Here is a 15935-nt window from a genome sequence, read left to right on the forward strand (position 1 = left end):
CCCTCAGGCACTCTTGCGCGCCTTGCGCCGGGCCAGGGGCCCGTAGGCCGCGCCGACGAGGATGAGGACCGCGCCGGCGACCACCGCGAGGGTGATGGGCCGCACCGGACCGGGCTGCGAGGTGCCGCCGGGGAAGGCGGAGAAGGCCGCCGGGCGCTGCATCACGCCGACGCTGCCGAGCGGCCAGGCGCGGGCGTCGACCCGGGCATTGACGGCGCTGCGCGGTACGGAGCCGTGGTCGCCGTCGGTGAGGTGGACGCGGGAGTCCAGGGAGTCGCTGCGGTGGTCACCGAGCAGGAAGAGCTGGCCGCTGGGGACCTTTGCCTTGAAGCCGATGGGCGAGGCGGGTCCGCGGCCTTGCAGATACGGTTCCGCGACGGGGTTTCCGTTGATGGTCAGCCGACCCTGCTCGGTGCAGCAGGCGACCTTGTCCCCGCCGACGCCGACGACCCGCTTGACCATCGGCAGGTCGCCCCAGGTGGAGTCCTTGAAGACGACGATGTCGCCGCGGCGTATCTCGGAGCCGTCGACCTTCTCCGCCAGGACCCGCGCCCCGACCGCGATCGTCGGCGTCATCGAGTCGGTCGGCACCGTATAGGGGCGGTAGATCAGCGCCGCCCATACGAAGCCGCCCAGGAACAGCACACAGCCGACGGCCACGGCCAGACCGGACAGCACACTGCCCGTCGTCCGGCCGCGGCCGTCGGTCCTGCGTTCGGTACTGCTGCTCATCCCAGCGCTCCCACCCCGCGGACCACGCCCGCGTCGAAGATCCGGGACGGCACCTTACCTGGGGTTACGCGTTCCGGTCAGCCTCCGGCGACGCCAGATCACGATCGGCACCGCACCGGCGAGGCCCAGGGCCGCCGGCGTCGCCGCCATGGCCTTGTTGATACCGGGCTGGTCGAAGGTGGCCGGCACGGGCAGCGTCGCCCAGCGGTTGATGGGCCAGGCGATGGTGAACGCCCGGCCGACGACCTCGTTCTCCGAGACCGTGCCGTTGCCCTTGAGGTTCTGGTGGTAGCGGGAGTCGAGGGAGTCGTCGCGGTGGTCGCCCATCACCCAGATCCGGCCCTTGGGGACGTGGATCGGGCCGAACGCCCGGTCACCGCAGGGCGTGGCCCCGGGGAAAACGTACGAGTCCTCGTCGAGCGCCTTGCCATTGACCTTGACGGGGCCGGTGCCATGGCACTCGACGGTGTCGCCGCCGACCGCGATCACCCGCTTGATCAGGTCCTTCTCCTCGGCCGAGGGCATCAGGCCGATAAAGCTGAGGACCTTCTGGACGGGGTTGGGCTCCGGGGTCGGCGTCTCGTTCAGCCAGCCGCCCGGGTCGTGGAAGACGACGACCTCGCCGCGCTGCGGCTTGGAGCCGAACCACGGCGTCAGTTTGTCGACCAGGACCCGGTCCCCGCGCTGCAGGGTGTCCTGCATCGAGTCGGACGGGATCGAGAACGCCTGCACCAGGAACGTCTTGATCAGCAGCGCGAGGAGCAGCGCGATCCCGATGAGGATCGGCAGCTCCTTCCAGAAGGCACGCGGCTTCTTGGCCTTCTTCATGCCACCGCTCACCTCCTTGCCTGCCGACATGTCCAACGTATCGGACGTGTCCGACGAGTCCGCCGAAGGTGAACTCTGGGCCTGCGTCCCTGACCGAGCTGGTGACTGATACACGGAACTCGCCACCGGCCGCGTGGGCTCACCACGTCCTGCCGGCTCTTCGGGCTCTTCGGTTCCGGACCGCGCGCCGACCGCCAAGTCCCCCACATCTGCTCCTCACTCCACGCACTCGCCTGCCCGTCAACCGGCGCAGGCCCACCACTCCCATAACGAGCGGGAGTTCCGCAGGGGTCGGGAGCACGGTCAAACTGTCGGGGGACAGCCTATGCGGAGCGCCTGCCGCCGACGCCTTGGCTCCCGGCGCGTCGTGCACGGTCGTGAAGGTGTCCGGCTCTTCCAGGCGCCGCCAGTGGCTGAACGGCCAGCCGATCACCACCGCCCGGCCCACGACACCGTCCTCCGAAACCGTGCCACGGTACGGCTCGTCCAGGTGGAAGCGCGAATCCGCGGAGTTGGAACGGTGGTCGCCCATCACGAAGATCCGCCCAGTGGGGACATTGACCGTGAACTTCAGCGTGGAGGGCGGGTTGCCCGGATGGATGTACGGTTCGGTCAGCGGAGTGCCGTTGACGGTGACCCTGCCCTGTTCGTCACAGCATTTGACGGTGTCGCCGCCGACCGCCACGACGCGCTTGATCAGGTCCTGCTCGTCGGCCGACGGCAGCAGCCCGATGAAGGTCATGGCGTCCTTGACCGGCTGGAAGGCGCCGCCGTCGGCGGGGGGCTTGTTCTGCTCCCCCTTGAGCCAGCCTCCGGGGTCCTTGAAGACCACCACATCGCCGCGCTGCGGCTTGGAGCCGAACCACGGCGTCAGCTTGTCGACCAGCACCCGGTCGCCGATCTTGATCGTCTGCTCCATGGAGCCGGACGGGATGACGAAGGCCTGGACGAGGAAGGTCTTCAGGACGAGGGCGATGGCCAGCGCCACGCCTACGAGGATGGGGATTTCCTTGAGGTAGGAGCGTTGTCTGCGGCGTTTGATGCGCCGCGCCATACGCCGCCGCTCGGCCCGGCCACCGGTCCCGGTCCGCCCCGCCCGCCTGCCGGTCGCGGCCCCGCCCGTCCCGGAGCCGTCGCTCCCTCCGGTCTCCTGAGGGTCGCCGTACATGCCGCCGCCGCTGTACGGGGCGTCGGCGCCGCCCCCCGGCCCGCCGCTGACGCGCCGGGGACTGCCGGCACCCCGTCCGGACCGAGGGGTGCCCTTGCCCCCGTGACGGGGGCGTCCGCGGTTACCCATGGGGGCCTGCCGCGGCGGGTATCCGGTCGAAGGAACGTGGGTGCTCGAAGGTGCGCCAGCGGCTCGCCGGCCAGGTGATCAGGTCCGCGCGGCCGATGACCTTCTCCACCGGGACCGTGCCGCCTCCGGGGTCACCGAGGTGGTCGCGGGAGTCGCTCGATCTGGCGCGGTGGTCCCCCATGACCCACAGCCTGCCCTCCGGCACCACGATGTCGAAATCCACCGAGGACGGCGCGTCCCCGGGGTGGAGATACGCCTCATTCACGGGCTCACCGTTCACTTCGATCCGCCCCCGTTCGTCGCAGCAGGTCACGTGGTCACCGCCGATGCCGATCACGCGCTTGACGTAGTCGGTCTCGGCGGGCCGGGCCAGGCCCAGCGCCGCGCCCGCTCCGCGCAGCAGTCCCGTGACGGGATTCTCCTCCTGCTCCCTGTGAACGAAGGAGCCGGTGCCGTCGAACACCACCACATCGCCCCGCGCCGGCTCGCTGCCGAAACGGTACGCCAGCTTGTTGACCAGCACCCGGTCCCCGATCCGCAGGGTGTTCTCCATGGAGGAACTGGGAATCAGAAAAGGCTGCGCCACACACGCGCTGAGCAGCAGGACGAAGGCCAGGCAGACCACGAGCAGGGTGGCCGGCCGGTGGCGCAGACCGGCCGCACGGGCGAGCAAACGCGCGGAGCGCGACCCCTGCTCCGGCCCCTGGTCGGGGGTGGGAGAGGGGTCGCGCTCCGTGAGCTGTACGTCGGTGTCCATCGGGCCCTGAGCCTATCCGGCCGGATCCGGACCCCGTACGCGAGAGTCGGTTTGCGTTGCCGCGGCGCAAAAAATCGCGCGCCGGGACCGCCCGGCTCAGTTGTCGCGCTTCTCCTTGATCTTCGCGGCCTTGCCGCGGAGCTCACGGAGGAAGTACAGCTTGGCGCGACGGACGTCACCGCGGGTCACGACCTCGATCTTCTCGACGATCGGGGTGTGCACCGGGAAGGTGCGCTCGACGCCGACGGAGAAGCTGACCTTGCGGACCGTGAAGGTCTCGCGCACGCCGGCGCCCTGACGGCGGATGACAACGCCCTTGAACTGCTGCACACGGGAGCGGTTGCCCTCGATGACGCGGACGTGGACGTTGACGGTGTCACCCGGGCGGAAGGCCGGGATGTCGCTGCGCTTCGACGCGGCGTCGACGGAGTCGAGAAGGTGCATGACCTACTGCTTTCTTCGCTGATGCCACAGGTCATCAACGGGATATCGGAAATGATGTGTCGGATGCCGCTGTGTCGGACGGGCGTCGTTCCCCCTGTGGCAGGGGCGCGCGGCGGACTCACACGGCAGCGGCCTATTCTTCCACGGCCTCGGTCGTCCGCCCAAATCGGCCGTCCTCGCCCGCTGACCAGCCCAGAGCGGCCAGGATCGCGCGGTCGTGTTTGTCGAACGCGGCGGGGTCGGCGCGCTCGATCAGATCGGGGCGGTTGCGGTCGGTGCGGCGGAAGGCCTCGTCACGGCGCCAGCGGGCGATCTTGCCGTGGTGGCCGCTGAGCAGCACCTCGGGGATGTCGCGGCCGCGCCACTCGGGAGGCTTGGTGTAGACGGGGCCCTCCAGGAGGTCGGCCATCGCACCGGGGGCGAAGGAGTCGTCCTGGTGGGAGGCGGCGTTGCCGAGGACGCCGGGCAGCAGCCGGGCCACCGCCTCGACCATGACCAGCACCGGCGCCTCTCCGCCGGCCAGGACGTAGTCGCCGATGGAGACCTCGCGGACCTCGAAGCGGTCGCCGTACTCCTCGATGACGCGGCGGTCGATGCCTTCGTAGCGGGCCGGGGTGAACACCAGCCAGGGCTTGGCCGAGAGCTCGACGGCGAGCTGCTGGGTGAAGGGCGCGCCGCTCGGGGTGGGAACGACGATCACCGGTTCGCCTTCGCCGGACGCGAGGATCGCATCCAGCGCCTCGCCCCACGGCTCGGGCTTCATGACCATGCCGGGGCCGCCGCCGTAGGGGGTGTCGTCGACGGTGTTGTGCTTGTCGTGGGCCCATTCGCGCAGGTCGTGAATGCGCACATCGAGCTGTCCGCGGGCGCGGGCCTTGCCGACGAGGGAGACGTTCAGCGGTTCGAGGTACTCCGGGAAGATCGTGACGACATCGAGCCGCATCAGCTGTCCCCGCGGCTGCCGGCGACGTCCGCCTGACTGTCGTCGAGGAGGCCGGGCGGCGGGTCGATGACCGCGCGCTGCTCCTCCAGGTCGATCTCCGGCACGATCTCGGAGACGAACGGGATCAGCACCTCACTGCCGTCGGGCCGCCGGACGACCAGCAGGTCCTGGTAGGGCAGATGGGAGATCTCGGAGATCCGGCCGACCTCGGTGCCGTCGCGGGTGACGACATCGAGATCCATCAGCTGGTGGTCGTAGAACTCCTCGGGGTCCTCGGGGACTTCCTCGGGGTCGACCTCCGCGATCAGCAGGGTGTTGCGCAGCGCTTCGGCGGCCGTGCGGTCGGCGACGCCCTCGAAGCGGAGCAGCAGCCGGCCGCTGTGCACCCGGCCGGCCGTGATGGCCAGCGGTCCGACGGAGGACGGTTCGGTGGCGAGGACGGCGCCCGGGGCGAGCCGCAGTTCGGGCTCGTCGGTGCGCACCTCTACCGTGACCTCGCCCTTGATGCCGTGGGCGCGGCCGATCCGTGCCACTACCAACTGCACGCTGTTCTCTCCCGTTTTCTTGCGGCTGAACCGCCGCCGCTTTCGCGGAGGCGGCCGAGGGCCGTCGCGGTTTCTCCATGGAGGGCGGTGCGGGTGGATCCACCCGCACCAACGAACTCGGGCCGGGGACGGCCCGAGGGCCCTCCCCGGCCCGAGCCGGTGTTCAACTTGTCAGCGGACCTGGTCCACGTCGACGAGGTCGACGCGGATGCCACGGCCGCCGATGGCGCCCACGACGGTCCGCAGGGCACGGGCGGTACGGCCGTTGCGGCCGATCACCTTGCCGAGGTCGTCGGGGTGGACCCGGACCTCCAGCACGCGCCCGCGACGCAGGGTGCGCGAGGCTACCTGCACGTCGTCGGGGTTGTCGACGATGCCCTTGACGAGGTGCTCGAGGGCTTCCTCGAGCATGCTCAGGCCTCGGTCGACTCGGAGGTGGACTCGGCCGCAGCCTCGTCCGCCTTCTTGTCAGCCTTCTTCGCCTTCGGGGTGATGGCCTCACCCTTGGGCTCGTTGCCGGAGTCCTTGGCCGCGGCCTCGAAGAGGGCGCGCTTGTCGGCCTTCGGCTCGGCGACCTTCATCGGCGCCGGGGCCGGCAGACCCTTGAACTTCTGCCAGTCGCCGGTGACCTTGAGGATGGCCATGACGGGCTCGGTCGGCTGCGCGCCGACACCCAGCCAGTACTGGACACGCTCGGAGTCGACCTCGATGCGCGAGGGGTTCTGCACCGGGTGGTACAGGCCGATCTCCTCGATGGCCCGGCCGTCACGGCGGGTACGGGAGTCGGCGATGACGATGCGGTAGTGAGGCGCGCGGATCTTGCCCAGACGCTTCAGCTTGATCTTGACTGCCACGGGAGTGGTGTCTCCTGGTCTTGACGTGGTGGGGCACAACGGGATGCCACGTGGGGTTGCGGTACTCGGGGTGCCCGATGGACGCGTCAGCCGGAGGAGAGAGGGGTCCTGTGCGACTGTCGAGTACAGCTAGCCATTGTGCCACACGCCCGTGGGTCAGCCGACCGCGGCCACCTCGGGGATCCGGAAGGGCTTGCCGCAGCCGCCGCAGACGATCGGCGCCTGGGCCAGCACGGAGGGCACCACGCGGACGTTGCGCCCGCAGTCGCAGACGGCCTTGACGCGGACGCCCCCTCCGGAGGAGCCGTGCCGGGCGGCCGGTCCCCGGAAGCTGCGGGAGGTGTCGGTGGCGGTGGCGGCGGTGTGCGCCTTGAGGGCTCTGGCCAGTCGTTCGATGGTGGGGCGGTAGCGCCTTCTGGCTTCGGGGTTGAGCGTGACCAGGGAGAAGCCGCTGCTGGGGTGCGGCTCGTCGGCATGGTCCAGGCCCAGCTCCTCGGCGATCGCCAGGAAGCGGCGGTTGTGGTAGCGGCCTGCGCGGGAGGTGTCGCGGATGCCGCGGGTGGCGGCGATGCCGTGGACTGCCTCATGGAGCAGCCGTTCGAAAGAGAGTTCGGCGCCGCAGGCGGACGAGGACTCTCCGATCAGGGACTCGGGCGCGGCCAGGTCCGGCAGCTCGGGGTGGTGCCGTTGAATATCGGCCCAGGCGAGCGCCAGTTCGGCGGCGAGGACAGGCGGTGTCGTGCTCACGTCGTGACAACGAGCCGGGGTCACCCGGTGTTCCGATTCCGGGGCATCCCAAATAATTTGCACGTACCAGTCAGTTTACGGTCATCAGGCGTGCCGGGGGCGGGGTGCGCAGATCTGCGCAGAAGACGCCCAGGGGACCTCAAGCCGGTACGTATCCCCGCGTACGCCGCATGGCGTAGCCGGCCGTATCCCGGGGCAACGGTCGTCGCGGCGGTGGTGCGGGGCGCCCGTGCCCGGTCGGCACCGGCGCGTATCCCACCCTAGGGGGTGGTGGCGGGGGTCTGCCGGACGGCACCCGGGGCGCGGGGAGCGTCCGGGCGGCGGGCTCTGCCGTGGCGGAACGGCGCCGGCCGGGGCACCCTGGAACGGCGCTCCGGGGAGCGGGCCCGGCGCACACGGGGGCGCGCAGGAGACAACCCCGGCGCACCCCCTGGACGCCCGGACGAATGCGCAGTTGTCTGGATCGCGGGGGCGCACCACGCGCGAACACGGGGGCGATCGGTACGGAACAGCTTCGGGTTCTCGGCGAATAGGGGCGCTATCGATGTCACCGACGCTCGTGCGGCACCAGCTTCCGCACTCCGGATCCATGCGCTGCGACGACCCTCCCTCTCCGGCCGGGTCACGGGCGCGCACCCGTGACTGGGCCGAGATCCAGGAGCGGATGCTGGTGCCGCTCTACGAGGCCGCGTACGACCGTCTGGGGATCGGGCCCGGTACCCGTCTGCTGGGGCTGGGGTGCGGCTCCGGGCTGGCGCTGCTGCTCGCGGCGGCGCGGGGCGCGCAGGTCAGCGGGGTGGATGCGGATGGGTCCCGGCTGGAGCTGGCGCGTGAACGGCTGACGCCGGACGGCATGCCGGAGCACACCCGGCTGGTCAGCGGCGGCCTGGAGGACGCGGCGCCCGGGGATGCCGCCTTCAACGTGGTCACGGCGTTCCATCCGGTGGGCTGTGTGAGCACGGTCGAGGGACTGACGGCGTCGCTCACCGCGGCGGCGGGGCTGGCGGAGCGCGGCAGTGCGGTGGTGCTGGGCGGCTGGGGCCCGGTGGAGCGGTGCGCCACGGCCGGGGTGCTGCGGGTGGCGCGGCGGCCGGCCGGTCCGGCGGGCCGGGACGCCGCGGGCTCGGCCGGGTGGTGGCCCAGCGGCCGGGACGATCTGGAGGAGCTGGCGGAGCGGGCCGGGCTCTGGCCCGATGGTTCGGGGCGGGTGGCCTGCCCGTTCGGGTACGCCGATCTGGCGAGTGCGGTGCGGGGGCTGCTGTCGACGGGGCTGTTCGACACGGCGCTGGAGGGGGCCGAGCAGCGTCAGGTGGAGAAGGAGCTGGCGGAGGCGTTGCATCCGCATCAGCGGGCCGACGGGACGGTGTGGATGCCGAATGTCTTCCGCTATCTGATCGCGCGGACGAGGTAGCGCGGGCCGGCGGCGGTGCCCGCGGCGGGCGTCCGGGCGGGCGCTCGGTGAGCGCCCGGGCGGGCGGTTGGCGGTATCCAGGAAGCGGGACGGGGTCCGTTCCCTGACGGGGTTCGACCGCGGCGGGCGGCCGGGAAGGCACTGATGAGCGATCTGCTGCAAACCGTCTCGGGCACCTTGCCCGCCTCCGCCGTGCGCGGGCCGGTGCTCGCCCATGAGCATCTGGCGCTCGATCTGACCCGGGGCGCCGGCAGCGCGGCGACCCTGACCCCCGGGCACCGTGCCGCGATCACCGAGGAACTGGCGTCGCTGCGCACCGAGTTCGGGCTCGGTCTGCTCGTCGAGCTCACCTGCCGGGGCATGGGGCGCGATGTGACCTCGATGGCCCGGATCGCCGCGGATTCGGGGGTGGCGGTCATCGCGGCGACCGGCTGGTACTACGAACCGGTCCATCCCGCGGAGCTGAGCCGCACCAGCGCCGAGCTGCTGGCCGGCACGCTGGTCGGGGAGATCGAGCGCGGCTGCGGTGGCTCCGGGATCCGTCCCGGGGTGATCGGCGAGGTCGGCAGCCACGGCGATCTGCCGAGCGAACCGGAGGCGCGGACGCTGACCGCGGCGGCGCTCGCCGCCGCGGCGACCGGACTGTCGGTGGCCACCCATGCCCGGTTCGGCCGCGGCGGCCTCGCCCAGCTGGAGCTGCTGACGGCGGCCGGGCTGCCGCCGCACCGGGTCAGCATCGGCCATCAGGACCTGCTCGACGATCCGGCGGTGCACCGGGAACTGGCGGCGGCCGGGGCGTACCTCGCGTTCGACACCGTCGGCAAGGAGAGCTACCGGAGCGACCGGGTGCGACTGCGGCTGCTGCTCGCCCTCCTGGAGTCCGGGTACGCCGACCGGGTGCTGCTGAGCTGCGATGTCTCCCGCCATGGCTACCTGCTCAGCGAGGGCGGAACGGGCTACGGGCACCTGTTCCGGTCCTTCCTGCCGCGGCTGCGGGCGGCGGGCGTGGACGAGGAGCTGATCGACCGGCTGACGCGGCGCAATCCGCTGCGGTTTCTCACGGGGCGGGAGGGGGCGGACGACGGACCGGCGGACGACGGCGGGCCGGCGGACGGCGAGGGACGGGCGGACGGCGACGGACCGGCCCGGAGGCGATGAGGCGGGGGCGCGGGGCCGCTGCCCACCCCGTACCCCGTGCCCGCCCGTCGCCGTCCGCCGGACACGGCAGAGCCCCCGACCGTCCATAGGGGGCCGGGGGCTCGTCAGCCGAAGCTGCGGGAGGGCGCGGGAGGGCTCAGCCCATGAACTTCTTGAACTCCTCGGGGAGTTCGAAGTTCTGCGGGTCCTGGCCGCCCTGAGGCAGGCCCAGCGGGTTGCCGGCCTGGGCGGCCTCCCGGCGCGCCGCCGCGGCCTCTTCCTCGGCCTTGCGCTTCATCGGGTTACCGCTCTTGCGCTTGCCCTTGGCCTGCTTGACCTGCTTCTTCTTGCGGGCTCCACCGCCCATGCCAGGCATCCCCGGCATGCCGGGCATCCCGGGCATTCCGCCGCCCTGGGCCATCTTGGACATCATCTTGCGGGCGTCGAAGAACCGCTCGACCAGGCCCTTGACCGCACTGACGTCGACACCGGAACCCTTGGCGATACGGGCCCGGCGCGAGCCGTTGATGATCGTCGGCTCCTGGCGCTCGGCCGGGGTCATCGACTTGATGATGGCGGCCGTGCGGTCGACCTCGCGCTCGTCGAGGTTGTTGATCTGCTCCTTCATCTGCCCCATGCCGGGCAGCATGCCGAGCAGCTTGGAGATGGAGCCCATCTTGCGGACCTGCTCCATCTGGGCCAGGAAGTCGTCGAGGGTGAACTCCTTGGGTCCCTTCGCCAGCTTGGCCGCCATCTTCTCGGCCTCGTCCTGGCTGAAGGTCTGCTCGGCCTTCTCGATCAGGCTGAGCATGTCGCCCATGCCGAGGATGCGGGACGCCATGCGGTCCGGGTGGAACGCGTCGAAGTCGTCCAGCTTCTCGCCGTTGGAGGCGAACATGATCTGCTTGCCGGTGACGTGCGCGACGGACAGCGCGGCACCACCGCGGGCGTCACCGTCGAGCTTGGAGAGCACCACGCCGTCGAAGCCGACGCCGTCGCGGAAGGCCTCGGCGGTGTTGACCGCGTCCTGACCGATCATCGCGTCGACGACGAAGAGGACCTCGTCGGGGCTGACCGCGTCGCGGATGTCCGCGGCCTGCTGCATCAGCTCCTGGTCGATGCCCAGACGGCCGGCGGTGTCGACGATGACCACGTCGTGCTGCTTGGTGCGGGCGAACTCGATGGAGTCCTTGGCCACCTGGACCGGGTCGCCGACGCCGTTGCCGGGCTGGGGGCCGTAGAAGGCGACCTCCGCGCGCTCGGAGACGACCTGGAGCTGGTTGACGGCGTTGGGGCGCTGGAGGTCACAGGCGACCAGCAGCGGGGCGTGGCCCTGGCCCTTGAGCCAGCGGCCGAGCTTTCCGGCGAGGGTGGTCTTACCGGCACCCTGGAGACCCGCGAGCATGATCACGGTCGGCGGGTTCTTGGCGAACCGCAGCCGCCGGGTCTCGCCGCCGAGGATGCCGACGAGCTCCTCGTTGACGATCTTGATGACCTGCTGGGCGGGGTTCAGCGCCTGGGAGACCTCGGAGCCGGTGGCACGCTCCTTGACCTGCTTGATGAAGGCGCGGACGACGGGGAGGGCGACATCGGCTTCGAGCAGCGCGATACGGATCTCGCGCGCCGTGGCATCGATGTCCGCCTCGCTCAGGCGGCCCTTGCCCCGGAGGTTTTTGAAAGTACTCGCCAAGCGGTCGGAAAGCGTATCGAACACGGCGGTCGTCGATCCTCGGGGTCGGGGGCGGGGTTCAGTCGGGTTCCAGGGTATCGGGCTGCGCAAGCGAACCGGTCCGGCCCCGCGCCCCGCCGGTCCGGCCCCGCGCCCCGGCCACTACTGCAGAGCGCGCTCCACGGCCGCCGCCACCTCATGGGCCGCGCCGTCGGACAGCGGCTCGCCGTCCGCCCCCGTGACATAGAACGCATCCACCGCGTTCGCGCCCAGGGTGCTGATGTGGGCGCTGCGGACGGCGACGCCGGCCTTCTCCAGGGCGCGCCCGATGCGGTGCAGCAGACCGTGTGCGTCCTGGGCGCGGACCTCGATGACGGTCGCGGTGCGGGAGCTGCCGCAGGCCACGGTGACCCGGGGCGGCGGGGCGAGCACGGCACGGGCCCGGCGGGCGTAGGCGCGTTCGCGCTCGGCCAGGCGGGCGGGGATGTCGAGCGAGCCGTCCAGGGCGCGGGCCAGGTCGGCGCGCAGCCGGTCGGCGCGCGGCAGCGAACCGTATTCGGCGGCCACCCGCCAGCGCAGCAGCAGGACCGGGCCGTCGTCGACAGGGTCGAGCAGCAGCAGGTCGGCGGCGCGGACGGTGAGCCGGTGCAGGGCCAGCACGCCTGCCGCGGCGGGCAGGACGCCCGGTGTGCCGGGCGGGCTCGTCGAGGGGCGGCGGCCGGGTGAGCGGTGCGCGGGTACGGCGATGAGCAGTTCCACACCGACCGGCTCCCGCTCGGGCGGCGCGGACCCGTCCCCGGTTCCGGCGGCGGGCTCGGAGCGGGCGTGCAGCGCCAGGACCGGGCCGCCGGTGCGCCGGGCCTCGGCCGCCAGCCGCTCCTGCTCCGCGGTCGGCTCGTCGGCGTCGCGTGCCTCGGTTCGGGGCTCCCCCGCGAGCCGCGCGGTGACCCGTTTGACCAGGTCGGCGACGAGTCCACCGCGCCAGGCGCTCCAGGCGGCGGGCCCGGTGGCCAGGGCGTCGGCCTCGGTCAGGGCGTGCAGCAGCTCCAGGGTGCCGGTGCCGCCGACCGCCTCGGCGACCGCGCCCACGGTCGCCGGATCGTCCAGATCGCGCCGGGTGGCGGTCTCGACGAGCAGCAGGTGGTGCCGTACGAGGGTGGCGATCACCGCGGTGTCGCGGGCACCGAAGCCGAGCCGGGACGCCACATCGCGGGCGATGGTCTCACCGGCCACCGAGTGGTCACCGGGCCAGCCCTTGCCGATGTCGTGCAGCAGGGCGGCGATCAGCAGCAGGTCGGGGCGGTGCACCCGGCGGGTCAGCGCGGAGGCGCGTACCGCGGTCTCGATGAGGTGGCGGTCCACGGTCCAGGTGTGGACGGGGTTGCGCTGGGGCCGGCAGCGGACGCGTTCCCAGTCGGGCAGCAGCCGGGGGATGATGCCCTCGGCCTCCAGTGCCTCCCATACGGGGACGGTGTGGCTGCCCGCGCCCAGCAGCGTCACCAGCTGTTCGCGGGCCTCGGCGGGCCAGGGCACGGGCAGCGGCCGGGTGGCGGCGGCCGCGCCGCACCGGCGGATGGAGTGGGTGGCCAGCGGCAGCCCGGCCTGGGCGGCGGCGGCCGCGGCGCGCAGGACCAGCACCGGGTCCCGCTCGGGGCGTGCGGTACGGGCCAGCACCGCCTCGCCGTCGAGTTCGACGACGCCTTCGGCGAGCGGCGAGCGCTCGCCCTTGCCTGCCGTACGGCCGTGCAGCAGGCCCCGCAGCATGGGCTTGACGGAGCGGGCGCGCAGCACCCGGCCGACCTCCCGCCAGGTGACATCGGCGGCGTAGGAGATGGTGCGGGCGGATTCGTAGGTCTGCCGCAGCAGGGCGTCCGCGTCGAGCATGCCGAGGGCGCCGGCGACCTGGTCCTGTTCCTGGAGGGAGAGCCGGTCGGTGGCGCGGCCGGTCGTCAGATGGAGCGCGTCGCGGGTGTCCAGCAGGCGGGTGCGGGCGGCTTCCAGGCCGCCGCGCGGGGCATCGGCGAGCCAGGAGGCGGCGACCGCGCGCAGCGCGGTGGCGTCCCGCAGCCCGCCCCTGGCCTCCTTGAGGTCGGGTTCGAGCAGGTACTGGAGTTCGCCCTGCCGCTCGGCGCGCTCCTGGCACAGGTCGTGGAGTTCCGGGAGCCGTTTGGGGGCACTCTCCCGCCAGTCGGCGTAGGCGGTGGTGCGCAGCGCGCCGGTCAGTTCCGGGTCGCCGGCCAGGTGGCGGGCGTCGAGCAGGCCCAGCTGCACCTTCAGGTCGTCGCGGGCCGCCTTACGGGCCTCGGCGGGGGTGCGTACGGAGTGGTCGAGGGCCAGGCCGAGGTCCCAGACGGGGTACCAGAGGCGGTCGGCGAGCGCGGCGAGCTCGCCGCGGTCGGCGCGGCCGTCGTGCAGCAGGAGCAGGTCGAGATCGCTGCGCGGGGAGAGCTCGCCGCGGCCGTAGCCGCCGACGGCGACCAGGGCGGTCCCGGACAGGCCGGCTTCGGTGGCGTGCCGGTGCAGCAGGCCGGCCAGCCAGTCGTCGGTCAGCTGGGCGAGGGCGGCGCGGCGGTCGGGTCCGATGGCCGTCTCGTCCTGGAGGAGCCGCAGCCGGGCCGCGGGGTAGCCGCCGTCCGGGGCGGGCGCGGGCTCCCGCGCCGGGCCCGGTGTTCCGTCCGGTCCTGTCGTTTCCTCGACGCTCTCGGTCACGTAGCGCGCTCCTCGGTCGTCCGGTCCCCCGCGGTCACGTCTTCCCCGTACGCCCCCGGGGCACCTTCAGTCTGGGCCGCCGCGGGGCGGGCTGCATCCGCCGCCCGGACGTCCGCCCCGGCCCGGCGGCGGGTGCCGCCGGTACCGGAGCCGCGCCACGGCGGCGGTGGCGTCACAGTGCGTCCGGTCCCCGCTCCCCGGTCCGCACCCGTACCGCGTCGTCCACCGGGATGCTCCAGACCTTCCCGTCGCCGATCTTGCCGGTGCGCGCCGCCTTGACGACGACGTCCATCAGCTCCTCGGCGTCGGCGTCCTCGACCAGCACCTCGACGCGGATCTTGGGCACCAGGTCGACGGTGTACTCGGCGCCGCGGTACACCTCCGTGTGCCCGCGCTGCCTGCCGTAGCCGCTGGCCTCGGTGAGCGTCAGACCGTGCACGCCGAAGGCCTGCAGGGCGTCCTTCACCTCGTCCAGCCGGTGCGGCTTGATTACTGCCGTGATGAGCTTCACGCGTCCACCTTCTTCGTCAGAGCCTCGCCGAGTGCCGGTCCCTTGCGGCCGACCGTGCCGCCGCCCGCGCCGGCGAAGTCGTACGCGGTCTCCGCGTGTGCGGCCTGGTCGATGCCGGCGACCTCCTCGTCCTCGCCGACCCGGAAGCCCATCACCAGGTCGATGGCCTTGGCAAGGACGTAGGAGACGACCAGGGAGTACAGCAGGACGCAGACCACACCGACGGCCTGCCGGCCGAGCTGGTCGAGGCCGCCGCCGTAGAAGAGGCCCTTGGCCTTGCTCTGCACCCCGCCGGTGGCGAAGAAGCCGATCAGCAGCGAGCCGACGACACCGCCGACGAGGTGGACGCCGATGACGTCCAGGGAGTCGTCGTAGCCGAACTTGTACTTGAGATTGACGGCCATGGCGCACAGCACACCGGCGATCACACCGACCGCGATGGCGCCCAGCGGGCTGACCGCGCCGCAGGCCGGGGTGATCGCGACGAGTCCGGCGACGGCGCCGGAGGCCGCGCCGAGCGTGGTGAACGAGCCGTGCCGGAGCTTTTCGTACGCCAGCCAGCCGAGCATCGCGGCGGCGGTGGCGACCTGGGTGTTGACGAAGGCGACCGCGCCGATGCCGTCGTCGTTGCCGAGCCAGGAGCCGGCGTTGAAGCCGAACCAGCCGAACCACAGCAGTCCGGCGCCGAGCATCACCAGGGGCAGGCTGTGCGGCCGCATCGGGTCCTTCTTGAAGCCGATGCGCTTGCCGACGACGAGGAGCACGCCGAGCGCCGCGGCGCCGGCGTTGATGTGCACCGCGGTGCCGCCCGCGAAGTCGATGACCTTCAGCTCGAAGAGCCAGCCGCCCTCGCCCCAGACCCAGTGGGCGACCGGGAAGTACACCACGGTGACCCACAGGGCGATGAACAGTGCCCAGGCCGTGAACTTCACCCGGTCGGCGAGCGCACCGCTGATCAGCGCGGGCGTGATGACCGCGAACATCAGCTGGAAGACCGCGAAGACGTAGACCGGGATGGTGCTGGTGCCCCACAGCTCCGTCAGGCCGATGTGGGCGAGGCCAGCGAAGTCGCCGTTCCAGCCGATGAAGCCGCCCTTGTCGGTGCCGAACGCGAGCCCGAAGCCGTACAGGACCCACAGGATCGTGACGATGCCCAGGCTGATGAAGCTCATCATCAGCATGTTGAGCACGCTCTTGACCCGGACCATGCCGCCGTAGAAGAAGGCGAGCCCGGGGGTCATGATCATCACCAGGGCGGAGCAGATCAGCATGAACCCGGTGTTCGCCGGGCTGAGTGTCACCTTGTCTGCTGCAAGCGTCAGGATGCCTGGGGGCATCGGCGTCTCCTCGT

16 protein-coding genes are annotated in these 15935 nt (G+C 72.0%); 2 read left to right on the top strand and 14 right to left on the bottom strand.

What is annotated here, in order from left to right; all coding sequences use genetic code 11:
• Window positions 1-3: 3 nt before the first annotated feature.
• The 10 genes from lepB (D9V36_RS13350) to D9V36_RS13395 all read right to left on the bottom strand — a co-directional run bounded on the left by lepB (D9V36_RS13350) (window position 4) and on the right by D9V36_RS13395 (window position 7147).
• Window positions 4-732 (bottom strand): signal peptidase I, encoded by a 729-nt coding sequence (gene lepB, locus D9V36_RS13350; protein ID WP_129293972.1) that lies wholly within the window; start codon window positions 730-732, stop codon window positions 4-6.
• Between the two features lie 54 nt (window positions 733-786).
• Window positions 787-1767, bottom strand: a complete 981-nt coding sequence (gene lepB / locus D9V36_RS13355) for a signal peptidase I (protein WP_431357662.1) — start codon at window positions 1765-1767, stop codon at window positions 787-789.
• Complete coding sequence (lepB, locus tag D9V36_RS13360) at window positions 1700-2857, bottom strand: signal peptidase I (RefSeq protein ID WP_431357663.1); 1158 nt, start codon at window positions 2855-2857, stop codon at window positions 1700-1702. The genes lepB (D9V36_RS13355) and lepB (D9V36_RS13360) overlap by 68 nt, the downstream gene beginning before the upstream one ends.
• A complete protein-coding gene (gene lepB / locus D9V36_RS13365; protein ID WP_129293973.1) occupies window positions 2850-3614 on the bottom strand; it encodes a signal peptidase I in 765 nt (254 codons plus the stop codon). Before lepB (D9V36_RS13365) ends, lepB (D9V36_RS13360) begins: the two co-directional genes overlap by 8 nt.
• 96 nt (window positions 3615-3710) lie before the next feature.
• Window positions 3711-4058 carry a 50S ribosomal protein L19 gene (rplS, locus tag D9V36_RS13370; RefSeq protein WP_018087148.1) on the bottom strand — a complete coding sequence of 116 codons (348 nt, stop codon included), beginning with the start codon at window positions 4056-4058 and terminating at the stop codon, window positions 3711-3713.
• Window positions 4059-4191: 133 nt separating this feature from the next.
• The gene (gene trmD, locus D9V36_RS13375) at window positions 4192-5001 is read right to left on the bottom strand and encodes a tRNA (guanosine(37)-N1)-methyltransferase TrmD (RefSeq protein ID WP_129293974.1); all 810 of its coding nucleotides are present in this window, start codon (window positions 4999-5001) and stop codon (window positions 4192-4194) included.
• Window positions 5001-5546 carry a ribosome maturation factor RimM gene (rimM, locus tag D9V36_RS13380; RefSeq protein ID WP_129293975.1) on the bottom strand — a complete coding sequence of 182 codons (546 nt, stop codon included), beginning with the start codon at window positions 5544-5546 and terminating at the stop codon, window positions 5001-5003. Before rimM ends, trmD begins: the two co-directional genes overlap by 1 nt.
• A gap of 171 nt (window positions 5547-5717) precedes the next feature.
• Entirely contained in the window at window positions 5718-5957 is a 240-nt protein-coding gene (locus tag D9V36_RS13385) for an RNA-binding protein (RefSeq protein ID WP_003980229.1), read from the bottom strand.
• 2 nt (window positions 5958-5959) lie between these two features.
• Entirely contained in the window at window positions 5960-6400 is a 441-nt protein-coding gene (rpsP, locus tag D9V36_RS13390) for a 30S ribosomal protein S16 (protein WP_030080385.1), read from the bottom strand.
• A gap of 156 nt (window positions 6401-6556) precedes the next feature.
• On the bottom strand, window positions 6557-7147 hold the full coding sequence (locus D9V36_RS13395) for a hypothetical protein (protein ID WP_129293976.1): 591 nt from the start codon (window positions 7145-7147) through the stop codon (window positions 6557-6559).
• A 544-nt stretch (window positions 7148-7691) separates the two neighbouring features.
• Here D9V36_RS13395 and D9V36_RS13400 point away from each other — a divergent pair.
• Both D9V36_RS13400 and D9V36_RS13405 read left to right on the top strand, forming a co-directional pair.
• The gene (locus D9V36_RS13400) at window positions 7692-8558 is read left to right on the top strand and encodes a methyltransferase domain-containing protein (RefSeq protein WP_129293977.1); all 867 of its coding nucleotides are present in this window, start codon (window positions 7692-7694) and stop codon (window positions 8556-8558) included.
• 144 nt (window positions 8559-8702) lie between these two features.
• Window positions 8703-9716 carry a phosphotriesterase family protein gene (locus tag D9V36_RS13405; RefSeq protein ID WP_129293978.1) on the top strand — a complete coding sequence of 338 codons (1014 nt, stop codon included), beginning with the start codon at window positions 8703-8705 and terminating at the stop codon, window positions 9714-9716.
• Window positions 9717-9852: 136 nt separating this feature from the next.
• Here the strand turns inward: D9V36_RS13405 and ffh are convergent, their stop codons facing one another.
• The 4 genes from ffh to D9V36_RS13425 form a co-directional block, all read right to left on the bottom strand.
• Entirely contained in the window at window positions 9853-11409 is a 1557-nt protein-coding gene (ffh, locus tag D9V36_RS13410; RefSeq protein ID WP_129293979.1) for a signal recognition particle protein, read from the bottom strand.
• Between the two features lie 117 nt (window positions 11410-11526).
• Window positions 11527-14073 (bottom strand): [protein-PII] uridylyltransferase, encoded by a 2547-nt coding sequence (locus D9V36_RS13415; protein ID WP_129293980.1) that lies wholly within the window; start codon window positions 14071-14073, stop codon window positions 11527-11529.
• A gap of 172 nt (window positions 14074-14245) precedes the next feature.
• Window positions 14246-14584 (bottom strand): P-II family nitrogen regulator, encoded by a 339-nt coding sequence (locus tag D9V36_RS13420; protein ID WP_088800278.1) that lies wholly within the window; start codon window positions 14582-14584, stop codon window positions 14246-14248.
• Window positions 14581-15921 carry an ammonium transporter gene (locus D9V36_RS13425; RefSeq protein ID WP_129293981.1) on the bottom strand — a complete coding sequence of 447 codons (1341 nt, stop codon included), beginning with the start codon at window positions 15919-15921 and terminating at the stop codon, window positions 14581-14583. Before D9V36_RS13425 ends, D9V36_RS13420 begins: the two co-directional genes overlap by 4 nt.
• Window positions 15922-15935: the final 14 nt, after the last annotated feature.

Origin of the sequence: Streptomyces lydicus (assembly GCF_004125265.1) — a bacterium.
Lineage (GTDB): Bacteria > Actinomycetota > Actinomycetes > Streptomycetales > Streptomycetaceae > Streptomyces > Streptomyces lydicus_C.